Here is a 17,755-nt window from a genome sequence, read left to right as displayed (position 1 = left end):
TGCTTGTGGGTGCTCACTTGCGGGCCTCCCCGGTGCGGGCCGCCCGGCGGGTCACGGCGTTGTCCGTGGCCCCGGTGATGGCGGAGATGATCTCTTCCTGCGACGTGTCCTTCACGGAGAAGACGCCGTTGTTGCGGCCCAGCCGCAGTACCGCCACCTTGTCGGCGACAGCCTTCACATCGGCCATGTTGTGGCTGATGAGGATGACGGCGTGACCGCGCTCGCGCAGCCGCTCCACGAGGTCGAGGACCTGTGCGGTCTGCTCGACGCCGAGGGCCGCGGTGGGCTCGTCGAGGATGACGAGCTGGGGCTCGCCCAGCATGGAGCGGGCGATCGCCACGGTCTGGCGCTGGCCGCCGGAGAGCGAGGCGATGGGGATGCGGACGCTGGGGATCCGGATCGACAGGGTGGTCAGGAGCTCGCGGGCGCGCCGCTCCATCTCCACCTCGTCGAGGATGCCGCGCCTCTTGAGCTCGCGGCCGAGGAAGAGGTTGCCGACGACATCGATGTTGTCGCACAGCGCGAGGTCCTGGTAGACCGTCGCGATGCCCAGGTTCTGGGCGTCGTGGGGCTTGGTGATCGAAACCGGGCGGCCCTCCCACTCGATGACTCCGTCATCGATGGGGTGCACGCCGGCGATCGTCTTGACCAGCGTGGACTTACCGGCGCCGTTGTCGCCGACGAGGGCGACCACCTCGCCTGAGTGAATCTCGAGTTCTACGTCGGTGAGGGCCTGAACGGCGCCGAACCGCTTCGAGACCCCTCGCAACGCCAGTACGGGCGCAGCGGACACATGAACCATCTCCTTGCCGCCTGACCGGCGGGGATGTCGTGCAAAAGAGCAGGACCACAGGGGTATTGGGATGAAGACCCGAATGAAAACCGGGATGGAGAAACGATTCTGTCCGGCGCCCCGCCAGTGGCGGGATGGAGGCGGGAACGCCGGACAGGAATGGGGGGCCGGCTCGGATCGCGCCGAGCGGCGGGGGCCTTACTTCAGGCCGAGGGTGGCGCAGGCGGCCGCGTACTTGTCGGTGCAGATCTCGTCGGCCGTGTAGACGTTGTCCCGGATGACGGTGTCCTTGATGTTCGCCTTGGTCAGCGAGACGACCGGGATCAGCAGGGACGGGACGCCCTTGGTGGTGGGGCTGTCGACCTTGGCGGTGGCGATGGTCTCGATGCGGTCGCCCTTGGCGAGGGCGATGGCCATCTTCGCGGCGGCCTCGGCCTCGGGAGCGTACGGCTTGTAGACGCTCATGAACTGCTCGCCCGCCACGATGCGCTGCACACCGGCGAGTTCGGCGTCCTGGCCCGTGACCGGGGGCAGGGTGGTCAGACCGGCCGCCTTGAGGGCGGTGATGATGCCGCCGGCCATGCCGTCGTTGGCGGAGTAGACGCCGACGACCTTGTCCTTGCCGAGCGCGGTGAGCGCGGCCGCCATGTTGGTGTTGGCGTTCTCCGGCTTCCACTCGACCGTGTCGTACTCCTTGCCGATGTTCACCTTGCCGTCGAGGACGGAGTGCGCGCCCTTCTTGAACAGCGCGGCGTTCGGGTCGGTGACGGAGCCGTTCATCATGACGATCTGGCCGTCCTTGGCCTTGTCGCCCAAGGCCTCCAGGAGAGCCTTGCCCTGGACCTTGCCGACCTCTTCGTTGTCGAAGGAGGTGTAGGCGTCGATCGGGCCCTCGGCCAGTCGGTCGTAGGCGACGACGGGGATGCCCGCGTCCTTGGCCTTCTTGACCGAGCCGGCGATGGCCTTGGAGTCCACCGCGTCGACGATCAGGACGTTCACCTTGTTGGTGATCATCGTGTCGACCTGCGAGTTCTGCGTGGTCGCGTCCTGCTTGGCGTTGGCGTAGACGACCTCGCCCTTGCCCGCGGTGAGGTCCTTGACCGTCTTCTCGATGAGCGGCTTGTCGAACTTCTCGTAACGCGCGGTCTGGTTCTCCGGCAGGAGCAGACCCACCTTGATCGCGTTGCCCTTGACGGTGGCGGTGGAGTTCGCCTTGTCCCCGGACTCCTTCGCACTGCCGCAAGCGGCCAGCGAGACGGCCATGGCTCCGGCGGCGACAGCTACGGCGGCTCTGCGCATCTGCGTGTTCATTACTTGAACCTCCCTGACGAGGCCGCAACACTGCGGCCGAGGTGGATGTGAGTCAACCCCGGCCGCAAGTTTGCCGTCAAGGAGTGAATCCTTAACGAGATGACAACGGTGCCATCCGTTATCTAACTGAAGACAAGACGGCTGGTGCTCGCACTCCACTCCCATTTTCTGCCAAAAGCGTCGAATCGCCCATCTCGCTCAGTACGAGTGCCAGGGCCCCCAGCACCTCGGCACGCCCGCCCAGCGACCCTGTGAGCACCGACAATTGCCGGGCCGCGCTGGGAATCGCGTACCTTCCGACCGACTCGCGGATGGGGGCCAGCACCAGCTCCCCGGCGTCCGCGAGCGAGCCGCCCAGGACCACCCGGCTCGGGTTCAGGAGGTTGCACAGACTGGCCACGCCGCTGCCGATGTGGCGGCCGACATCGGTGATGACCCGACGGCAGCCGGGGTCCCCGCCCCTGGCCAGCTCGACCACCCGTTCCATCGTCAACTCCGGTCCGTGGCTGCTCTGCAGGAGCGGCAGCACGTACCGGGCGGCGGCGAAGGTCTCCAGGCATCCGCGGTTGCCGCAGCGGCAGACCGGGCCCGATTCGTCCAGCGTGATGTGGCCGATCTCGCCGGCGGTGCCACCGGGTCCGCGGTAGATCTGACCGTTGATCACCAGCCCGGCGCCGACCCCGCTGGCGACCTTGATGTACGCCAGGTCCTTCACTCCCCGGCCACTCCCCCAAACGAGTTCCCCCAGCGCTCCGAGGTTCGCGTCGTTGTCCACGTACACGGGCACGCCGAGGCGCTGCGAGAGCTCCTGACGCGGGTTGATCCCGGCCCAGCCCGGCAGGATCGCGGTGGAGCCGAGGGTTCCGGATTCCACGTCGATGGGGCCCGGGACGCCGAGCCCGACGCCGATGACCTTGTCCCGGCCGACCCCGATCCCCGCGATGAGCCGTCCGACCAGGGCCTCGGCCCGGTCGAAGCCGTCCACCCAGGAGGCGTCCACGTCCAGCGGCTCGGCCTCCTCGGCCAGCACCTGGTGGGCGAGGTTGCCCACGGCCACCCTCAGATGGGTGTGCCCGAAGTCGACGCCGATCACGATGCCCGCGTCACCGCTGAGCGAGACGCTGCGCGCCCGCCGGCCGCCGGCCGAGGTGTCCGTGACCTCGACGGTCCCGGCCTCCTTGAGCTCGCGCACGATGTTGGAGACCGTGGCCGCCGACAGTCCGGTGGTCCGGGCGATCTCCGCCTGGGTCAGCGAACCCGCGAGCCGCACCGCCCGTACGACGCGCTCCAGATTCGCGCGATGCAGTGAAGACTGCGATCCGGGAGTCTGCACGACTCATCCACTCCTGCCCATAAGCAACGGCAAGCCGTCGCCCCCCGGCCGGTGCCCTCAGGGCTGTGCGCTCCGAGACCCCGGCGTCTCTCCAACTTGTGAACCTTAAGTCGAGCCTTTGGTCCCCGCGACGTCAAGAGGCCGACGCGGCACGAATCGGCCACTACCGTCCATAAGTACGAGAGAAATATCCATAGGCATCGTGTTACGGTCGGTGAGGCGCCGATCTTCTACGGCCTTTCCGGCCGGATCGGGCGCCCTCTGTCATGACAGCGCTACGCAAGGAGGTGTTCGGGATGAGTCCCGATCGAAGTCCTTGCAGCGCTCTCTTCAGCTGATCAGCCGATCCCGAGGCGTCCAGACCCGTTCTGCCCTCCTGACCTGCTGATCTCTCTTCGAGTGTGCACGGCCGCGGCCCTTCGCCGCCCCCGTGTGTCCCTGCATTCATCTTCGTAATTCCCAGCCCCTTCCGCATGTCCCGGCCCCCGTGCCGGACACGCGTCATCCATGCCCATCGGCGTGCCCCGTGGCCTTACGTGCCCCGCCGCGCCGACCCATGATCACTCCACGTGACCGGGCGGCTTCGCGCTGCCCGGACACCGTGGAGGGAGGATTCGTCATGACCATGCTCACCCCTCGCACCCCCACGAAGCTCGCACCCCCGGGCAAGGCCCGCCGCGAGCGCAAGGCCGCCGAACTGGAGGCCCGTACCCGGATCGTCGGCGAACGGCTCGCCGAGGTCAGCGCCCGACCGGGCGTCCAGGTCCTCCAGGAAGTGGACGCCTCCCCGGCCGGCCTCACCCACACCGAGGCCGCGCTGCGCCTGGAGCGCCACGGCGCCAACGTCGTGGCCCACGAGCGCGCGCCCCTGTGGTTCGTCCAGCTCGCCAAGGCGTACTGGAACCCCTTCATCGGGGTCCTGGTCTTCCTCGCCGCCGTCATGTACTGGCAGGACCCCGCCGATCCCGGCGTGATCATCCTCTCGGTGATGGTGGGGATCAGCGGACTGCTGCGCTTCTGGCAGGAATACCGCTCGGGCCGCGCCGCCGACGCGCTGAAGCAACTCGTCACCACCACCTGCGCGGTGCAGCGCCGGGCCGGCAGCGGCTCGGGCCCCACCACCTTCGAGATCCCGATGGACCAGGTGGTCCCCGGTGACGTGGTCAAGCTGGCGGCCGGCGACCTGATCCCGGCCGACCTGCGGCTCATCACCTCCAAGGACCTGATGGTCAGCCAGGCCGCGCTGTCCGGCGAGTCCCTGCCGGTCGCCAAGGCCGACACCCGGGCGGAGGACCTCGGCCAGCGCGAGACCACCGACCCCGTCGAGGCCGACAACATCTGCCTGATGGGCACCTCGGTGACCTCCGGCACCGCCACCGGGGTCGTCGTCGCCACCGGCTCCGACACCTACTTCGGCTCGATGGCCGGCTCCCTGGTCGGCGAGCGCCCGGAGACCAACTTCGACACCGGCGTGCGCAAGGTCAGCTTCCTGCTGATCCGCTTCATGCTGGTGATGGTCCCCATCGTCTTCATGGTCAACGGCTTCACCAAGGGCGACTGGGAGGCCGCCTTCCTCCTGGGCATCGCCGTGGCGGTCGGCCTGACGCCCGAGATGCTGCCGATGGTGGTCTCGGCCAACCTGGCCCGCGGCGCGGTCGCGATGTCCAAGCGCAAGGTGGTCGTCAAGCGGCTCAACGCGATCCAGAACCTGGGCGCCATGGACGTGCTGTGCACGGACAAGACGGGCACCCTCACCGAGGACCGGATCGTCCTGGACCGCTACCTGGACGTGCACGGCGACGAGGACAACGAGGTCCTGGAGTACGGATACCTCAACTCGCACTTCCAGACCGGGCTGAAGAACCTGATGGACCAAGCGGTCATCGACCGCGTGGGCGAAGCCGAGGAGGTTGTCGTCGACGCACGGTTCTCGATGGTCGACGAGATCCCCTTCGACTTCGCCCGGCGCCGGATGTCCGTGGTCCTCAACCGCAACAGCATCGTGGGCGAGCTCGGCCGCTCCGAGCACGTCATGATCACCAAGGGCGCCGTCGAGGAAGTCCTCGCCCTGTGCACCCACATGACGGACCGCGGCCAAAAGGTCGAGCTGACCGAACAGCTGCGGTGGCACGTCACCCGCATCGCCGAGGACAACAACCGCAAGGGCCTGCGCGTCCTGGCCGTCGCCACCCGCACGATGAGCAGCCCGCGCGACACCTACACGGTCGCCGACGAGGACCGGCTGACGCTGGTCGGCTTCCTCGCCTTCCTCGACCCGCCGAAGGCCGACGCCGCCCGGGCCCTGCAGGGCCTGGCCGACAAGGGCATCGCGGTCAAGGTGGTCACCGGCGACAACGAGCTCGTCGCCGCCCGGGTCTGCGCCGATGTCGGCCTCACCGTCGGCCATGTGGTGGGCGGCACCGAGATCGACGGCCTCGACGACATGGAGCTGCGCGAGCTGGCCGCCCGTACGACGGTCTTCGCCAAGGTCAACCCGGTCCAGAAGGCCCGGATCGTGCGTGCCCTGCAGGCCGACGGCCACACGGTCGGCTTCCTCGGGGACGGCATCAACGACGCGGCGGCGCTGCGCGACGCGGACGTCGGCATCTCGGTCGACACCGCCGTCGACATCGCCAAGGAGTCGGCCGACATCATCCTGCTGGAGAAGGACCTCACCGTCCTGGAGCAGGGCGTGATCCAGGGCCGGACCACCTTCGGCAACACGATCAAGTACATCAAGATGACGGCCAGTTCCAACTTCGGCAACGTCTTCTCGGTACTGGTGGCGAGCGCCTTCATCCCGTTCCAGCCGATGCTGGCGATCATGCTGCTGGTCCAGAACCTGGTCTACGACATCGCCCAGCTGGCCACGCCGTGGGACCGGATGGACGAGGAGTACCTGCGCAAGCCCCGCAACTGGGACGCCAAGGGCATCGGCCGCTTCATGCTCTGCATCGGCCCGATCAGCTCGGTCTTCGACATCGCGATGTTCGCCATCATGTGGAACGTGTTCGCGGCCAACAGCTTGGAGCACGCCGCGCTCTTCCAGTCCGGCTGGTTCATCGAGGGCCTGCTCTCGCAGACCCTGATCGTCCACATGATCCGTACCCGCAAGATCCCCTTCATCCAGTCGCGGGCGTCCTGGCCGGTCATGGCGATGACCGTCCTCGCGGTGCTGACCGGGCTCTTCCTGCCCTTCTCGCCGCTGGCCTCCTCGCTGGGCTTCGTACCCCTGCCGGCGAGCTACTTCCCGTGGCTGATCGGCGTGCTGCTCGCGTACTGCACGCTCACGCAGCTGCTGAAGACCGTGTACATCCGCAAGTTCGGCACCTGGCTCTAAGAGCCCCGCAACGAAGAAGGGAGAGGGCCGATGATGCTCACGGAATGGGAGATGGCCGGGCACCTGGCCGCGGCGCTCGGATTCGGGGCGGCGATCGGCCTGGAACGGCAGTGGCGGGCCCGGATGGCGGGCCTGCGGACCAACGCCCTGGTGGCGGGCGGCGCCGCGCTCTTCGTACTGCTCTCGCAGTACGGGTTCATGAGCGAGGTCTCGGAGGTCCAGTACGACGGCTCGCGGGTCGCCGCCCAGATCGTCTCGGGGATCGGCTTCCTCGGCGCCGGCGTGATCATGCGCGACGGGCTCAGCGTCCGCGGCCTGAACACGGCCGCCACCCTGTGGTGTTCGGCTGCGGTGGGCTGCCTCGCCGGGACCGGGATGTTCGTCCTGGCGGCCTGCGGCACGGCGGGCGTGGTGGGGGCCAACCTCCTGCTGCGCCCGCTGGGCCGGCGCATGGACCGCGAACCGCGCGGCGGGGCCGAGGTGGCCACCGACTTCCACTTCGAGGCGGTGTGCCTGGAGGCGGAGGAGGCCCACATCCGCCACCGGCTGGTCGACGCGCTCGGCCGGCCGGGCTACCAGCTGCGTTCGATCCGCAGCCAGGACGGCCCGGAGGCCGGCCTGGTGACGGTGTCCGCGCTGCTGACCGCCGAGGGCGAGGGGGGCCGGATGCTGGAGGAAGCGGTCAGCAACCTCTCCCTCGACCCCTCCGTCTCGGCGGTCAGCTGGTCGGTGGTCCCCGACCCGTCGGTCTCGGCTTCGGCTACTTGAGCGTGGCCGAGGTCAGGCCGGCCTGGATCTGCCGCTGGAAGGACAGGTAGACCACCAGCATCGGGATCATCGCGATGGTCACACCGGCGAACAGCACCGGCAGGTCCGTCTCGTAGCCCATCTGGTACTGCAACTGGATCAGGCCCTGGGTGAGCATGTAGCGCTCGGGGTCCGATCCCGTCTGCGGCTGCATCAGCACGGACGGCAGGATGTACTGGTTCCACTGCCCCAGGACATTGAATATCCCGACGCTGATCAGGCCGGGCTTGGCCATCGGCATCATCACCTGGAAGAAGATCCGGGTGTGCGAGGCCCCGTCGATCACCGCCGCCTCGTGCACGGCCGTCGGCAGCGTCCGGAAGAACGAGTGCATGAAGAAGACGGTGAACGGCATCGAGTACGCCACGTACACCAGGATCAGACCTTGGTACGTGTTGAGCATGTCCAGCCGCTTCACCATGAAGAACAGCGGGACGAGCGCCAGGAAGACCGGGAACATGGCCCCGCTGACGAAGAAGTAGTAGATCGCCCGGTTGCCCCGGAAGGGGTAGCGGGCCAGGACGTACGCGGCCATCGAGCCGAGCAGCATCGTCAGCGGAACCGAGAACACCATCACGATCAGCGTGTTGGCGAAGTAGCTCCCGATGCCCTTGTTCCAGGCGCGGGGGAAGGCGTCGAAGTGCCAGTTGGCCGGCCAGCTCAGGGCCGATTCGCCGATCTGGACGTCGGTCTTGAACGAGCCGAGCACCAGCCAGATGAGGGGAAGGATGATCAATATCCCCCACACGGCGAGGAAGCCGTGCGAGAAGACGTTGAGGACCATCCCGTCGGAACCGCTCTTCTTGCGGCCGCGGGGCTGCCCGGAGGCGGCGGAGCGCTTCTCGGCCGCCGCCTCGCCCGGTGCTTTGATCACAGTGGTCATCGTGGTCTCCCGCTAGAACTCGACGTGCTCGCGGCGAGTGGCCCGCAGCGTGATGGCGGAGAGGATCAGGGTCAGGACGAGCATGACGACCCCCATGGCGCAGGCGTAGCCGGCCTTGCCGAAGTAGAGGAAGTTACGCATCAGCACCGTCGCCATGACCTCGCTGTGGTGGTCCGGTCCGCCGCCGAACTGGCCCGAGGTCATGGTCGACACGAGGACGAACATGTCCATCGCGGCGATGCCCAGATAGACCGCGGAGGTCTGCACAGAATCCCACAGCAGGGGCAGCGTGACCTTGAAGAAGGTCTGGGCGCGCCCCGCGCCGTCGAGCAGTGCGGCTTCGTAGATGTCCCTGGGCACCGACTGCATGGCGGCCGAGAAGAGGACGAGGTAGAAACCGACCCCGTGCCAGACGACGACGAGCAGCAGGCACCAGAGGACGAAGTTCGGCTGGTTGAGCCATTCGATCGGGTGCGCGGGGTCGACCAGGTTCAGTTTGCTGAGGAATCCATTCAGCAGCCCTCCCTCGTCACTGCGGTACACGGCTCCGAAGAGCACCGCGAGGATCGCGAGGGAGAGGACCTGCGGGAAGAAGTAGATCACCTTGTAGAGGGCGGAGCCCGCCACCCCCTGGACCCCGCCGGCTCCGCCGCGCCCTCCGGCGTTCAGCATGAAGGCGAAGAACAGGGAGATCAGGATGGTGACCGTCGGGACGAACACCAGGAGCAGCAGATTGTGCAGCAGCGCGCCGCGGAAGACCTCGTCCTTCAGCAGGGCCGAGTAGTTGTCCAGTCCGACGAAGTCGAAAGTCGGTGACTGACCCGTCCAGTTGGTGAAGGAATAGCCGAACGTCTGAATGTACGGCCAGATGACAAAGGTCAGGTACAACGCGAGGGGCAGGATGAGGAAGCCGGCGATGAAGCCGCCCCGCCCCTTGCTGTTTGCTACGTGGCTCATGGTGTCCGTCCCTGGTGGTTCCGGGTGACCGGTGGACGCGGGTGTCAGGTGCGCTTGTTGTTCTTGGCGTTCGGGTCCTTGGTGGCCTTGTCTACCGCAGCCTGGGCCCGCTTGATCCATTCCTTGGGCTGGATGCGCTTGGCCATCAGCTCATTGGACGCGTTCTCGATCTCCGTGCCCATCTCGCTGTACCAGTCCGCGTAGCGGTAGTTGAAGGTATTGTCCCCGGCGGCCTTGAGCGCCGCTACGGCCGACTGCGTACCGGAGCGGAGCTTGACGGCCGGGTCCACGCCGTCCTTGAGGATGGTGAGGGAGTTGGCCTGCTGGGCGAACAGGGTCGACCACTCGCGCGACAGCATCGAGCGGAGGAACTCCAGGCCGGCGGCCTTGTTGGCGGCCTTCTCCGGGACGATGAAGGGCTCGCCGGCGCCGGCGCGGATGGCCTCGAAGGGCAGCTTGCTCCCGGGCAGCACCGGCATCGGCAGGAACTGCATGTCGAAGTCTTCCGGGGTCTGCTTGAGCTGCTCGTTCTCCAGCCAGGAGCCCGAGGTGATGAAGGCGGCCTTGTACTGGTTCCACTGGGTCTGGGACTCGGTGTGCGTCAGGCCGTTGGTGCCCGGCATCAGCAGGTCCTTCTCGACGACGTCGTAGATCGCCTCGACGGCCTCCAGCGCCACCGGGTTGTCCGCGAAGGCGTTCGGCTCCAGGTTGTCGATCGCCTTCATGGCATCCAGGCCGCCCTTCTTGGCGATCAGGTCCATGATGGCGACGTTGATGTAGTACGGGTACTTGCCCTGGTGGGCGAGGCCGCCGATGCCGGCTTCCTTGGCCTTCTTGCAGATCTCGATGAACTCGGGCCAGGTCTTCGGCGGGGTCCAGCCCTTCTCCTTGAAGAGCTTGCCGGAGTACCACAGGCCCCAGACGGTGTAGACGTACTGCAGGGCGACGAACTTGCCGCCGACCATGCCGCCTTCGACGGCCCCGGGCATCAGCGTGTCCCGGACCTTCTTGGTCGGGTCGTCGAGCGAGGGGGCGTCGAGCACCGCGGTGAGGTCGGCGACCTGACCGCCCTTGACGAGCACGTCCAGCTTGATCTGCTGGGCGCCGGAGTCGTCGACGACGTCCGGCGGGTTGCCGCCGTTGAAGCGCGGCTGCAGCTTGGAGGTGATCTCCTGGGTGGAGAGGTGGGAGGTGGTGGTGCCCCACTTCTTGTCGAACGCCGCCTCCCAGGCCTTGGCGTAGTCGTCGCCGTAACCGCCCTTGAAGACGACCACGTCGAGCTTGCCGCCCTTGGCGACGCCGAACGGGTTCTCCTTGGTGACGGCCGTCTTGGACTCATTGCCCTTGGTCGTCGTGTCCGAGCCGGATGCGCACGCGGACAGGAAGCTCATCGTCGGTACGGCGATCAGGCCGAGTGCCGCGGAGCGCTTGATCAGGTCCCGGCGGCCGAGGCCCTCACCGTTGCTGTTCTCGCCGTGGGCGGAGGTGGATCCCATGCTCAAGTCCTCGCCTTCGTCAGGAGTGTGAAGGAGGAAGGAAAGTACGGCTGTTGCCGCGCATGCGGACATCACCGCAGGTCCCCGCCGTCCCCCCGTCCGGGGCCGCTCATTTCGCGGTGATCCGGACGGGCACAGGTATAGTCCACTTCCGCTCCTGTGAGCAAGATCATGTACCGGTATGAGCCCCGGCTTTTCCGAGTTGAGACCTCACCGTCACCTGACCAGGACCGTCGGAGCCGCCCGCAGAAACGGAAGGGCCGTACCCCCTTAACGGAGGTACGGCCCTTTGGTGCCGGTATGCGCTTAGCCGCGGCGGTGCTTAGCCACGGATGAGGTTGCGGAGCACGTACTGCATGATGCCGCCGTTGCGGTAGTAGTCCGCCTCACCGGGGGTGTCGATGCGGACGACCGCGTCGAACTCCACGCCGGTCTCGGTGGTGACCTTGACCGTGCGCGGGGTGGTGCCGTTGTTCAGCTCCTCCACACCGGTGAACGAGAAGGTCTCCTCGCCCGTGAGGCCCAAGGAGGCCGCCGTGGCGCCCTCGGGGAACTGCAGCGGGAGGACACCCATGCCGATCAGGTTGGAGCGGTGGATGCGCTCGTAGGACTCCGCGATGACGGCCTTGACGCCGAGCAGCGCGGTGCCCTTGGCCGCCCAGTCGCGGGACGAACCGGAGCCGTACTCCTTGCCCGCCAGGATGACCAGCGGGATGCCGGCGGCCTGGTAGTTCTGCGAAGCGTCGTAGATGAAGGCGACGGGGGCGCCCTCGACGGTGAAGTCGCGGGTGAAGCCGCCCTCGGTGCCCGCCGCGATCTGGTTGCGGAGGCGAATGTTGGCGAACGTACCGCGGATCATGACCTCGTGGTTGCCGCGGCGGGAACCGTACGAGTTGAAGTCGCGGCGCTCCACGCCGTGCTCCGTCAGGTACTTGCCGGCCGGGGTGTCGGCCTTGATCGCACCGGCCGGGGAGATGTGGTCGGTGGTGACCGAGTCGCCCAGCTTCGCCAGCACGCGGGCGCCGGCGATGTCGGAGACCGGGGTGGTCTCCATCGTCATGCCCTCGAAGTAAGGGGGCTTGCGGACGTAGGTGGACTGCGGGTCCCACTCGAAGGTGTTGCCGGTCGGGATCGACAGCGCCTGCCACTGGGCGTCGCCCGCGAAGACGTCCTGGTAGGACTTGCTGAACATGTCCTCGCCGATGGCGCTCGCCACGACGTCGTTGACCTCGGCCTCGGAGGGCCAGATGTCCTTCAGGAAGACCGGCTTGCCCTCGGTGTCGGTGCCGATGGCGTCCTTGGTGATGTCCACCTTCATGGAGCCCGCGATGGCGTACGCGACGACCAGCGGCGGGGAGGCCAGGTAGTTCATCTTGACGTCGGGGTTGATGCGGCCCTCGAAGTTGCGGTTGCCCGAGAGGACCGAGGTGACCGCGAGGTCGTGCTCGTTGATCGCCTTCGAGATCTCCTCGTCCAGCGGACCGGAGTTGCCGATGCAGGTGGTGCAGCCGTACCCGACGAGGTTGAAGCCCATCTTGTCGAGGTACGGGGTCAGGCCGGCCTTGTCGAAGTAGTCGGTGACGACCTTCGAACCCGGGGCCAGGGTGGTCTTGACCCAGGGCTTGCGGGTCAGGCCCTTCTCGGTCGCCTTCTTGGCCACGAGCGCCGCGGCGACCATGACGTAGGGGTTCGAGGTGTTGGTGCACGAGGTGATCGCGGCGACGGTGACGGCGCCGTGGTCGATCTCGAAGGAGGTGCCGTCGGCCAGGGTGACCAGCGTCGGGCGGGTCGGCACGCCGTTGGTGGCGGCCGGGGCGTCGGAGGCCGGGAAGGACTCCTTGCCCGCCTCGTCGTCGTCCTCGACGTAGTTGCGCACGTCCTGGGCGAACTGCTGCGAGGCGTTGGCGAGGACGATGCGGTCCTGCGGGCGCTTCGGGCCGGCGATGGAGGGGACGACCGTGGAGAGGTCGAGCTCCAGCTTCTCGGAGAAGTCCGGCTCGGCGGCCGGGTCCAGCCACAGGCCCTGGGCCTTGGCGTACGCCTCGACCAGGGCGACCTGCTGGGCGTCGCGGCCCGTCAGGCGCAGGTACTTCAGCGTCTCGTCGTCGATCGGGAAGATGGCGGCGGTGGAGCCGAACTCCGGCGACATGTTGCCGATGGTGGCGCGGTTCGCGAGCGAGGTGGCGGCGACGCCCTCACCGTAGAACTCGACGAACTTGCCGACGACGCCGTGCTTGCGGAGCATCTCGGTGATGGTCAGCACGAGGTCGGTGGCGGTGGTGCCGGCCGGCAGCTCGCCGGTCAGCTTGAAGCCGACGACGCGCGGGATCAGCATGGAGACCGGCTGGCCGAGCATCGCGGCCTCGGCCTCGATGCCGCCGACGCCCCAGCCCAGTACGCCCAGGCCGTTGACCATGGTGGTGTGCGAGTCGGTGCCGACGAGGGTGTCGGGGTACGCCTGGCCGTTGCGGACCATGACGGTGCGGGCCAGGTGCTCGATGTTGACCTGGTGGACGATGCCGGTGCCCGGGGGGACGACCTTGAAGTCGTCGAAGGCGGTCTGGCCCCAGCGCAGGAACTGGTAGCGCTCCTTGTTGCGGCCGTACTCCAGCTCGACGTTCTGCGCGAAGGCGTCCTTCGTGCCGAACTTGTCGGCGATGACCGAGTGGTCGATGACCATCTCGGCGGGCGAGAGCGGGTTGATCTTCGCCGGGTCGCCGCCGAGGGCCTTGACGGCCTCGCGCATGGTGGCGAGGTCGACGACGCAGGGGACGCCGGTGAAGTCCTGCATGATCACGCGGGCCGGCGTGAACTGGATTTCCTCGCTGGGCTGGGCCTGCGAGTCCCAGTTTCCGAGCGACCGGATGTGGTCGGCGGTGATGTTCGCGCCGTCCTCGGTACGGAGCAGGTTCTCCAGCAGGACCTTCAGGCTGTAGGGAAGGCGGGCAGAGCCCTCGACCTTGTCCAGCTTGAAGATCTCGTACGACTCGTCGCCCACCTGCAGCGTGCTGCGGGCGTCGAAGCTGTTCGCCGACACGACAGTCTCCTTCATGCATGAATTCGCGCGTATTACCGCAATCCTGCCGCGCGGCACTCGGGCCAATCCGCTAAGGTGAGGCTAAGTTAGGTAACCCTTACCAGCGGGACGGCTGCGGTACGTCCGGGGCAGATATCTCGATGTCGAGATAACTCTAGTACATGCGAGGGGCCCGGGACGAGGCACGCACCCGCAGCCCCGCCGGTACCGTCAGCTGGCCGGTCGATTCCGCATGTCCGGATTCGACGAGCTTGACCAGCACTGCGACCGCCGTGACGGCGATCCGGTCCGGATCGAAGGTGACGGTGGTCACGGAGGGTTCGTTCTCGGCGTACGCCGGGTCCTCGCTGGCACAGACCAGCAGCAGCCCCTTCTCCCGCGTCCCCTCGTCCCGAATCCCTCCGCCCCCCGGTGCGACGCCGTCCATCGGGCCGGGTACGGGGATGCCGTGGCGCGCGGCGGCGGCCAGCACCTGGCGGCCCCCCGGGTCGTACACGCAGTAGACGGCGTCCGGCCGGTCCGGTCCGGCGAGGGCGGAGTCGAAGGCGTGCCCGGCCGCGTCGTTCGGGTCGAAGGGGACCACGCGCGGAGCCTGGCCGTGCAGGGCGCACCAGTGTTCATAGGCTGAGGTGACGGCCTCCGTGTAGAACTCCCGGCCGTACCCCGAGTGCAGGGCGATCCGCCGGGCGCCGGATTCCGCGAGGTGGTCCAGCACCTCGCGGGTGGTGGCCGCGTGGTCGTTGTCCACCCACACGTCCTGCGGCCGGGGATCGGGCGGGCGCCCGTCGAAGACCACCGGCAGACCGCGCGCCCGCAGCGCGCGCAGCACCGGGTCGTCGGCCGGGCTGTCGAGCAGCAGCATCCCGTCCACCGCGAGGTTGTGCCACAGCGGCTCGGCGCCCCGGTCGGCGGGGAGCGTGGTCAGGGCGTAGCCGTGGGCGTGCGCGGCCGAGGTGGCGGCGGTGAGCCACCGGGAGAAGTAGGCGATCCGCGCGAAGTCCCAGGCGAACCCGGCGTACGTGGTCACCGCGACGCCGAGGCTGCGGTTGTGCGGGCCGCGCCGGGCTCCGTAGCCGAGGGCCCCGGCCACCTCCCGCACCCTGCGGCGGGTCGACTCGCCGAGGCGGCCGGTGCCGTTGAGCGCGTGCGAGACGGTCGCGGTGGAGACCTCGGCGGCGCGCGCGATGTCGGCCAGCGTCGGACCGGGCACGGGCGCGGGGGCGGGCATGGGGGTGGGCACGGGGCCGGGGGTGGGGACGGGCGCGGGGGCGGGCACGCCGTCATCGTACGGATTTCGTCGTCGGCGGCGGGTTCTGGTTAAGCCCTTAATCAAACAGCGTCCTGCCCACACCAACGTTTGGAGTGGGCATGCAGTCTTCTTCCTCCCCTTCCTCCCCCTTGTCCCGCCGGAGGGTCCTCGCCGCCGGGGTCGCCACCGGGGCCGCCGGCGCCGCGGGTCTGTTGGGCGCGGCCCCCGCCTCCGCCGCGCCTTCCGGCGGGCGGGGTTCGGCCGCCCTGGTGGTCCACCACGCCTCGGTGTTCACCGGGACCGGCGGCCGGGCGCCCGTCGAGGCCGTCGCGGTCGGCCGGGACGGCAAGATCCTCGCCACCGGGACGAACGCGGCGGTCCGCCGCCACGTGGGCCGGGACACCGAGGTCGTCGACGCCCGCGGCAACACCGTCATGAGCGGCATCCACGACGGCCACGTCCACCCGCTCGGCGCCGGTGAACGCTCGCTGTCCCCCTCGCTGGACAGCGCCGAGACCACCCTGGCCGACCTCCAGGCGATCCTGACCGGCTTCCTCGCCGACACCGGCGGCGCGGGCGCCGAACCCGACGGCTGGCTGGTGGTCGAGGACTGGAACCCGGTCGGGCTGCTCCCCACGGGCACCAGCCCGCACCACTCGATGCTGGACGCGCTCCCGACCCGGCGGCCGGTCGTCCTCGTCGGCGGCGACGGGCACAACCTGTGGGCCAACCAGCGGGCCCTGGACATCGCCGGGATCACGGCGGCCACCCCCGACCCGGTCGGCGGCAAGGTGGTCAAGGGCGCGGACGGCAAGCCCACCGGCGTCCTCAAGGACGACGCGCAGGGCCTGGTCAAGCGGCACGTACCGGAGCCCACCCGGGCCGAGCTGGTCGCGGCCTGCGCCAAGGTGCTGGAGCTGGCCGCCGCGTCCGGGGTCACGACGATGATGGACGCCCTGGTGGGACGGCACGAGCTGGAGCTGTACCAGGCCCTCTCGGCGGCGGGGAAGCTGCCGCAGCGGATCGTGCCGGCGATCCGGCTGGACGCGGAGCAGGCCAAGGACCCGGCCGCCTCGCTGGCCTACGCGCGGGGCCTGCGGCGGGAGTTCGAGGGCGTGCGGGGACTCCGGTTCGGGATGATCAAGGTGTTCCTCGACGGGGTCATCGAGTACCCGGCGCAGACGGCCGCGCTGCTGGAGCCGTACCTCGACGGGCACGGCAAGCCCACCGCGAACCGGGGCGAGCTGTACACCTCGGCGGCGGACTACGGCCGGCTCAGCGCCGCCTTCAACCAGGCGGGCTGGCAGATGCACGCCCACGGGCTCGGGGACCGGGCGGTGCGCACCGCTCTGGACGGGTACGCGTACGCCCGGCGGGTGACGGGCCGCAAGGACGCCCGCAACGCGGTGGCGCACCTGCAGATCGTGGACCCGGCGGATCTACGGCGCTTCGCGCAGCTGGGTGTCGCGGCGTGCATGCAGCTCCAGTGGGCCACGGAGGACACCTGGACGATGGAGGCGCTGCTCCCGTACATCGGGCCCGAGCGGCACCGGTGGATGTACCCGGCGCGCAGCCTGGAGAAGGCGGGGGCGCGGCTGACGGGCGGCTCCGACTGGCCGGTGGACGCCCTTCAGGTGTGGAACCAGCTGCGGACGGCGATCGACCGGCAGGGCGCCTTCGGTTCGGGCGCCCTGTACCGGGAGAAGGAGGCGCTGAGCCGTGACACCACGTTGCGGATGCACACTTCGGGAACGGCCTGGCAGCTGCGCCAGGAGGAGCTGACGGGCACGGTGGAGGCAGGGAAGGCGGCGGACCTGGTGGTGCTGGACCGGGACGTGACGCGCTGCCCGGTGGCCGACATCAGCGGGACGGGGGTCCGGCTGACCCTGGTCGGTGGCCGCGTGGTGCACGACGCGGATTCGGCGTCGGGACGGGCGGCTTCGGCACGGGTGGCGGGCGCCGCTTCGGGGCCGCGCCCGGCCGCGTACGCGTCGGTGCACGGCGGAGGTCGCCACCACGCCTGTGGGCACTGAGGCGTCAATTCCACTTAATACGCTCACCCTTTGAGGTGGAGATTGCGGTAGCGGAGAGTAACCACTCTGGGGTCTGAGCACATTGCCGGTGACAGAAAGTGAAGGAACCGGCAATGGGGGGCCACCATGGAACCGCTTTTCCGCATCTCGCTCATGCGTCCGCCGATGAGCCAGGACCCGGTCAGTCCGAGCATCGCACTGGCCCAGTCCTCGGACTTCCAGACCGCGTTGGCGACGGCCTCGTCCGCACCCGATCCCCGGGCCGCGGTCCGCGCGGTCGCGGGCGCGTTCGTCGCCTCGGCCCGGTTCGTGGGGGATCCGGCCAAGACCCCGCTCGCCGGGGCGAGCGCCGCCTTCTCCGCCGCCCTGGACTCCCTGGCAGGCCCGGTGGCGGACTCGGCCGCCACCGGGCCGGGGGGGGCGCGGGGCGCCGCCCGCCCCGTAGCCGGGGGGCGGCGCGGGGGGGGGGGCCCCCCCCACCCCGGGGGGGGGGGGGGCGGGGATCTCATACCGCGC

General features: G+C 68.9%; 11 protein-coding genes and 1 pseudogene. 4 read left to right on the top strand and 8 right to left on the bottom strand.

The features are described from left to right. Positions 1 to 13: 13 nt before the first annotated feature. The 3 genes from ACFXDJ_RS34120 to ACFXDJ_RS34110 form a co-directional block, all read right to left on the bottom strand. Positions 14 to 802, bottom strand: coding sequence for an ATP-binding cassette domain-containing protein (locus ACFXDJ_RS34120; RefSeq protein WP_112447331.1), 789 nt, complete (start codon positions 800 to 802; stop codon positions 14 to 16). Between the two features lie 189 nt (positions 803 to 991). After that, positions 992 to 2,104, bottom strand: a complete 1,113-nt coding sequence (locus ACFXDJ_RS34115) for a sugar ABC transporter substrate-binding protein (protein ID WP_384649852.1) — start codon at positions 2,102 to 2,104, stop codon at positions 992 to 994. Positions 2,105 to 2,222: 118 nt separating this feature from the next. Further along, complete coding sequence (locus tag ACFXDJ_RS34110) at positions 2,223 to 3,437, bottom strand: ROK family protein (RefSeq protein ID WP_384649854.1); 1,215 nt, start codon at positions 3,435 to 3,437, stop codon at positions 2,223 to 2,225. A gap of 619 nt (positions 3,438 to 4,056) precedes the next feature. On the opposite strand from ACFXDJ_RS34110, the gene mgtA reads away from it, so the two are divergent. Together mgtA and ACFXDJ_RS34100 are read left to right on the top strand one after the other, a co-directional pair. Continuing rightward, the gene (mgtA, locus tag ACFXDJ_RS34105) at positions 4,057 to 6,777 is read left to right on the top strand and encodes a magnesium-translocating P-type ATPase (RefSeq protein ID WP_384649856.1); all 2,721 of its coding nucleotides are present in this window, start codon (positions 4,057 to 4,059) and stop codon (positions 6,775 to 6,777) included. A 30-nt stretch (positions 6,778 to 6,807) separates the two neighbouring features. Further along, complete coding sequence (locus ACFXDJ_RS34100) at positions 6,808 to 7,545, top strand: MgtC/SapB family protein (RefSeq protein ID WP_384649858.1); 738 nt, start codon at positions 6,808 to 6,810, stop codon at positions 7,543 to 7,545. Here ACFXDJ_RS34100 and ACFXDJ_RS34095 read toward each other — a convergent pair. From ACFXDJ_RS34095 to ACFXDJ_RS34075, 5 genes are all read right to left on the bottom strand, one after another. Next, positions 7,538 to 8,467 carry a carbohydrate ABC transporter permease gene (locus ACFXDJ_RS34095; protein WP_384649860.1) on the bottom strand — a complete coding sequence of 310 codons (930 nt, stop codon included), beginning with the start codon at positions 8,465 to 8,467 and terminating at the stop codon, positions 7,538 to 7,540. The two genes, ACFXDJ_RS34100 and ACFXDJ_RS34095, sit on opposite strands and share 8 nt — an antisense overlap. Before the next feature lie 12 nt (positions 8,468 to 8,479). Further along, positions 8,480 to 9,424: a carbohydrate ABC transporter permease gene (locus ACFXDJ_RS34090; protein WP_384649862.1), complete on the bottom strand. Its 945-nt coding sequence runs from the start codon at positions 9,422 to 9,424 to the stop codon at positions 8,480 to 8,482. Positions 9,425 to 9,468: 44 nt separating this feature from the next. After that, on the bottom strand, positions 9,469 to 10,920 hold the full coding sequence (ngcE, locus tag ACFXDJ_RS34085; protein WP_384649864.1) for an N-acetylglucosamine/diacetylchitobiose ABC transporter substrate-binding protein: 1,452 nt from the start codon (positions 10,918 to 10,920) through the stop codon (positions 9,469 to 9,471). Between the two features lie 322 nt (positions 10,921 to 11,242). Further along, positions 11,243 to 13,957 (bottom strand): aconitate hydratase AcnA, encoded by a 2,715-nt coding sequence (gene acnA, locus ACFXDJ_RS34080; RefSeq protein ID WP_384649866.1) that lies wholly within the window; start codon positions 13,955 to 13,957, stop codon positions 11,243 to 11,245. Between the two features lie 154 nt (positions 13,958 to 14,111). Then, positions 14,112 to 15,233, bottom strand: coding sequence for a LacI family DNA-binding transcriptional regulator (locus tag ACFXDJ_RS34075; protein ID WP_384649868.1), 1,122 nt, complete (start codon positions 15,231 to 15,233; stop codon positions 14,112 to 14,114). A gap of 92 nt (positions 15,234 to 15,325) precedes the next feature. Here ACFXDJ_RS34075 and ACFXDJ_RS34070 point away from each other — a divergent pair, with 92 nt between their 5' ends. After that, a complete protein-coding gene (locus ACFXDJ_RS34070) occupies positions 15,326 to 17,239 on the top strand; it encodes an amidohydrolase (RefSeq protein WP_384649870.1) in 1,914 nt (637 codons plus the stop codon). Positions 17,240 to 17,365: 126 nt separating this feature from the next. Beyond that, a pseudogene (locus ACFXDJ_RS34065) lies at positions 17,366 to 17,755 on the top strand (hypothetical protein); the annotation flags it as partial.

This window comes from Streptomyces sp. NPDC059443 (assembly GCF_042750105.1).
GTDB lineage: Bacteria > Actinomycetota > Actinomycetes > Streptomycetales > Streptomycetaceae > Streptomyces.
This window is presented reverse-complemented; position numbering and strand designations above follow the sequence as displayed.

Excerpts from the sequence above, each read along its gene's own strand:
- ACFXDJ_RS34120 (WP_112447331.1), bottom strand. The coding sequence starts at position 802 with ATGGTTCATGTGTCCGCTGCGCCCGTACTGGCGTTGCGAGGGGTCTCG.
- ACFXDJ_RS34115 (WP_384649852.1), bottom strand. The coding sequence starts at position 2,104 with ATGAACACGCAGATGCGCAGAGCCGCCGTAGCTGTCGCCGCCGGAGCC.
- mgtA (WP_384649856.1), top strand. The coding sequence starts at position 4,057 with ATGACCATGCTCACCCCTCGCACCCCCACGAAGCTCGCACCCCCGGGC.
- ACFXDJ_RS34100 (WP_384649858.1), top strand. The coding sequence starts at position 6,808 with ATGATGCTCACGGAATGGGAGATGGCCGGGCACCTGGCCGCGGCGCTC.
- ACFXDJ_RS34095 (WP_384649860.1), bottom strand. The coding sequence starts at position 8,467 with ATGACCACTGTGATCAAAGCACCGGGCGAGGCGGCGGCCGAGAAGCGC.
- ACFXDJ_RS34090 (WP_384649862.1), bottom strand. The coding sequence starts at position 9,424 with ATGAGCCACGTAGCAAACAGCAAGGGGCGGGGCGGCTTCATCGCCGGC.
- ngcE (WP_384649864.1), bottom strand. The coding sequence starts at position 10,920 with ATGGGATCCACCTCCGCCCACGGCGAGAACAGCAACGGTGAGGGCCTC.
- ACFXDJ_RS34070 (WP_384649870.1), top strand. The coding sequence starts at position 15,326 with ATGCAGTCTTCTTCCTCCCCTTCCTCCCCCTTGTCCCGCCGGAGGGTC.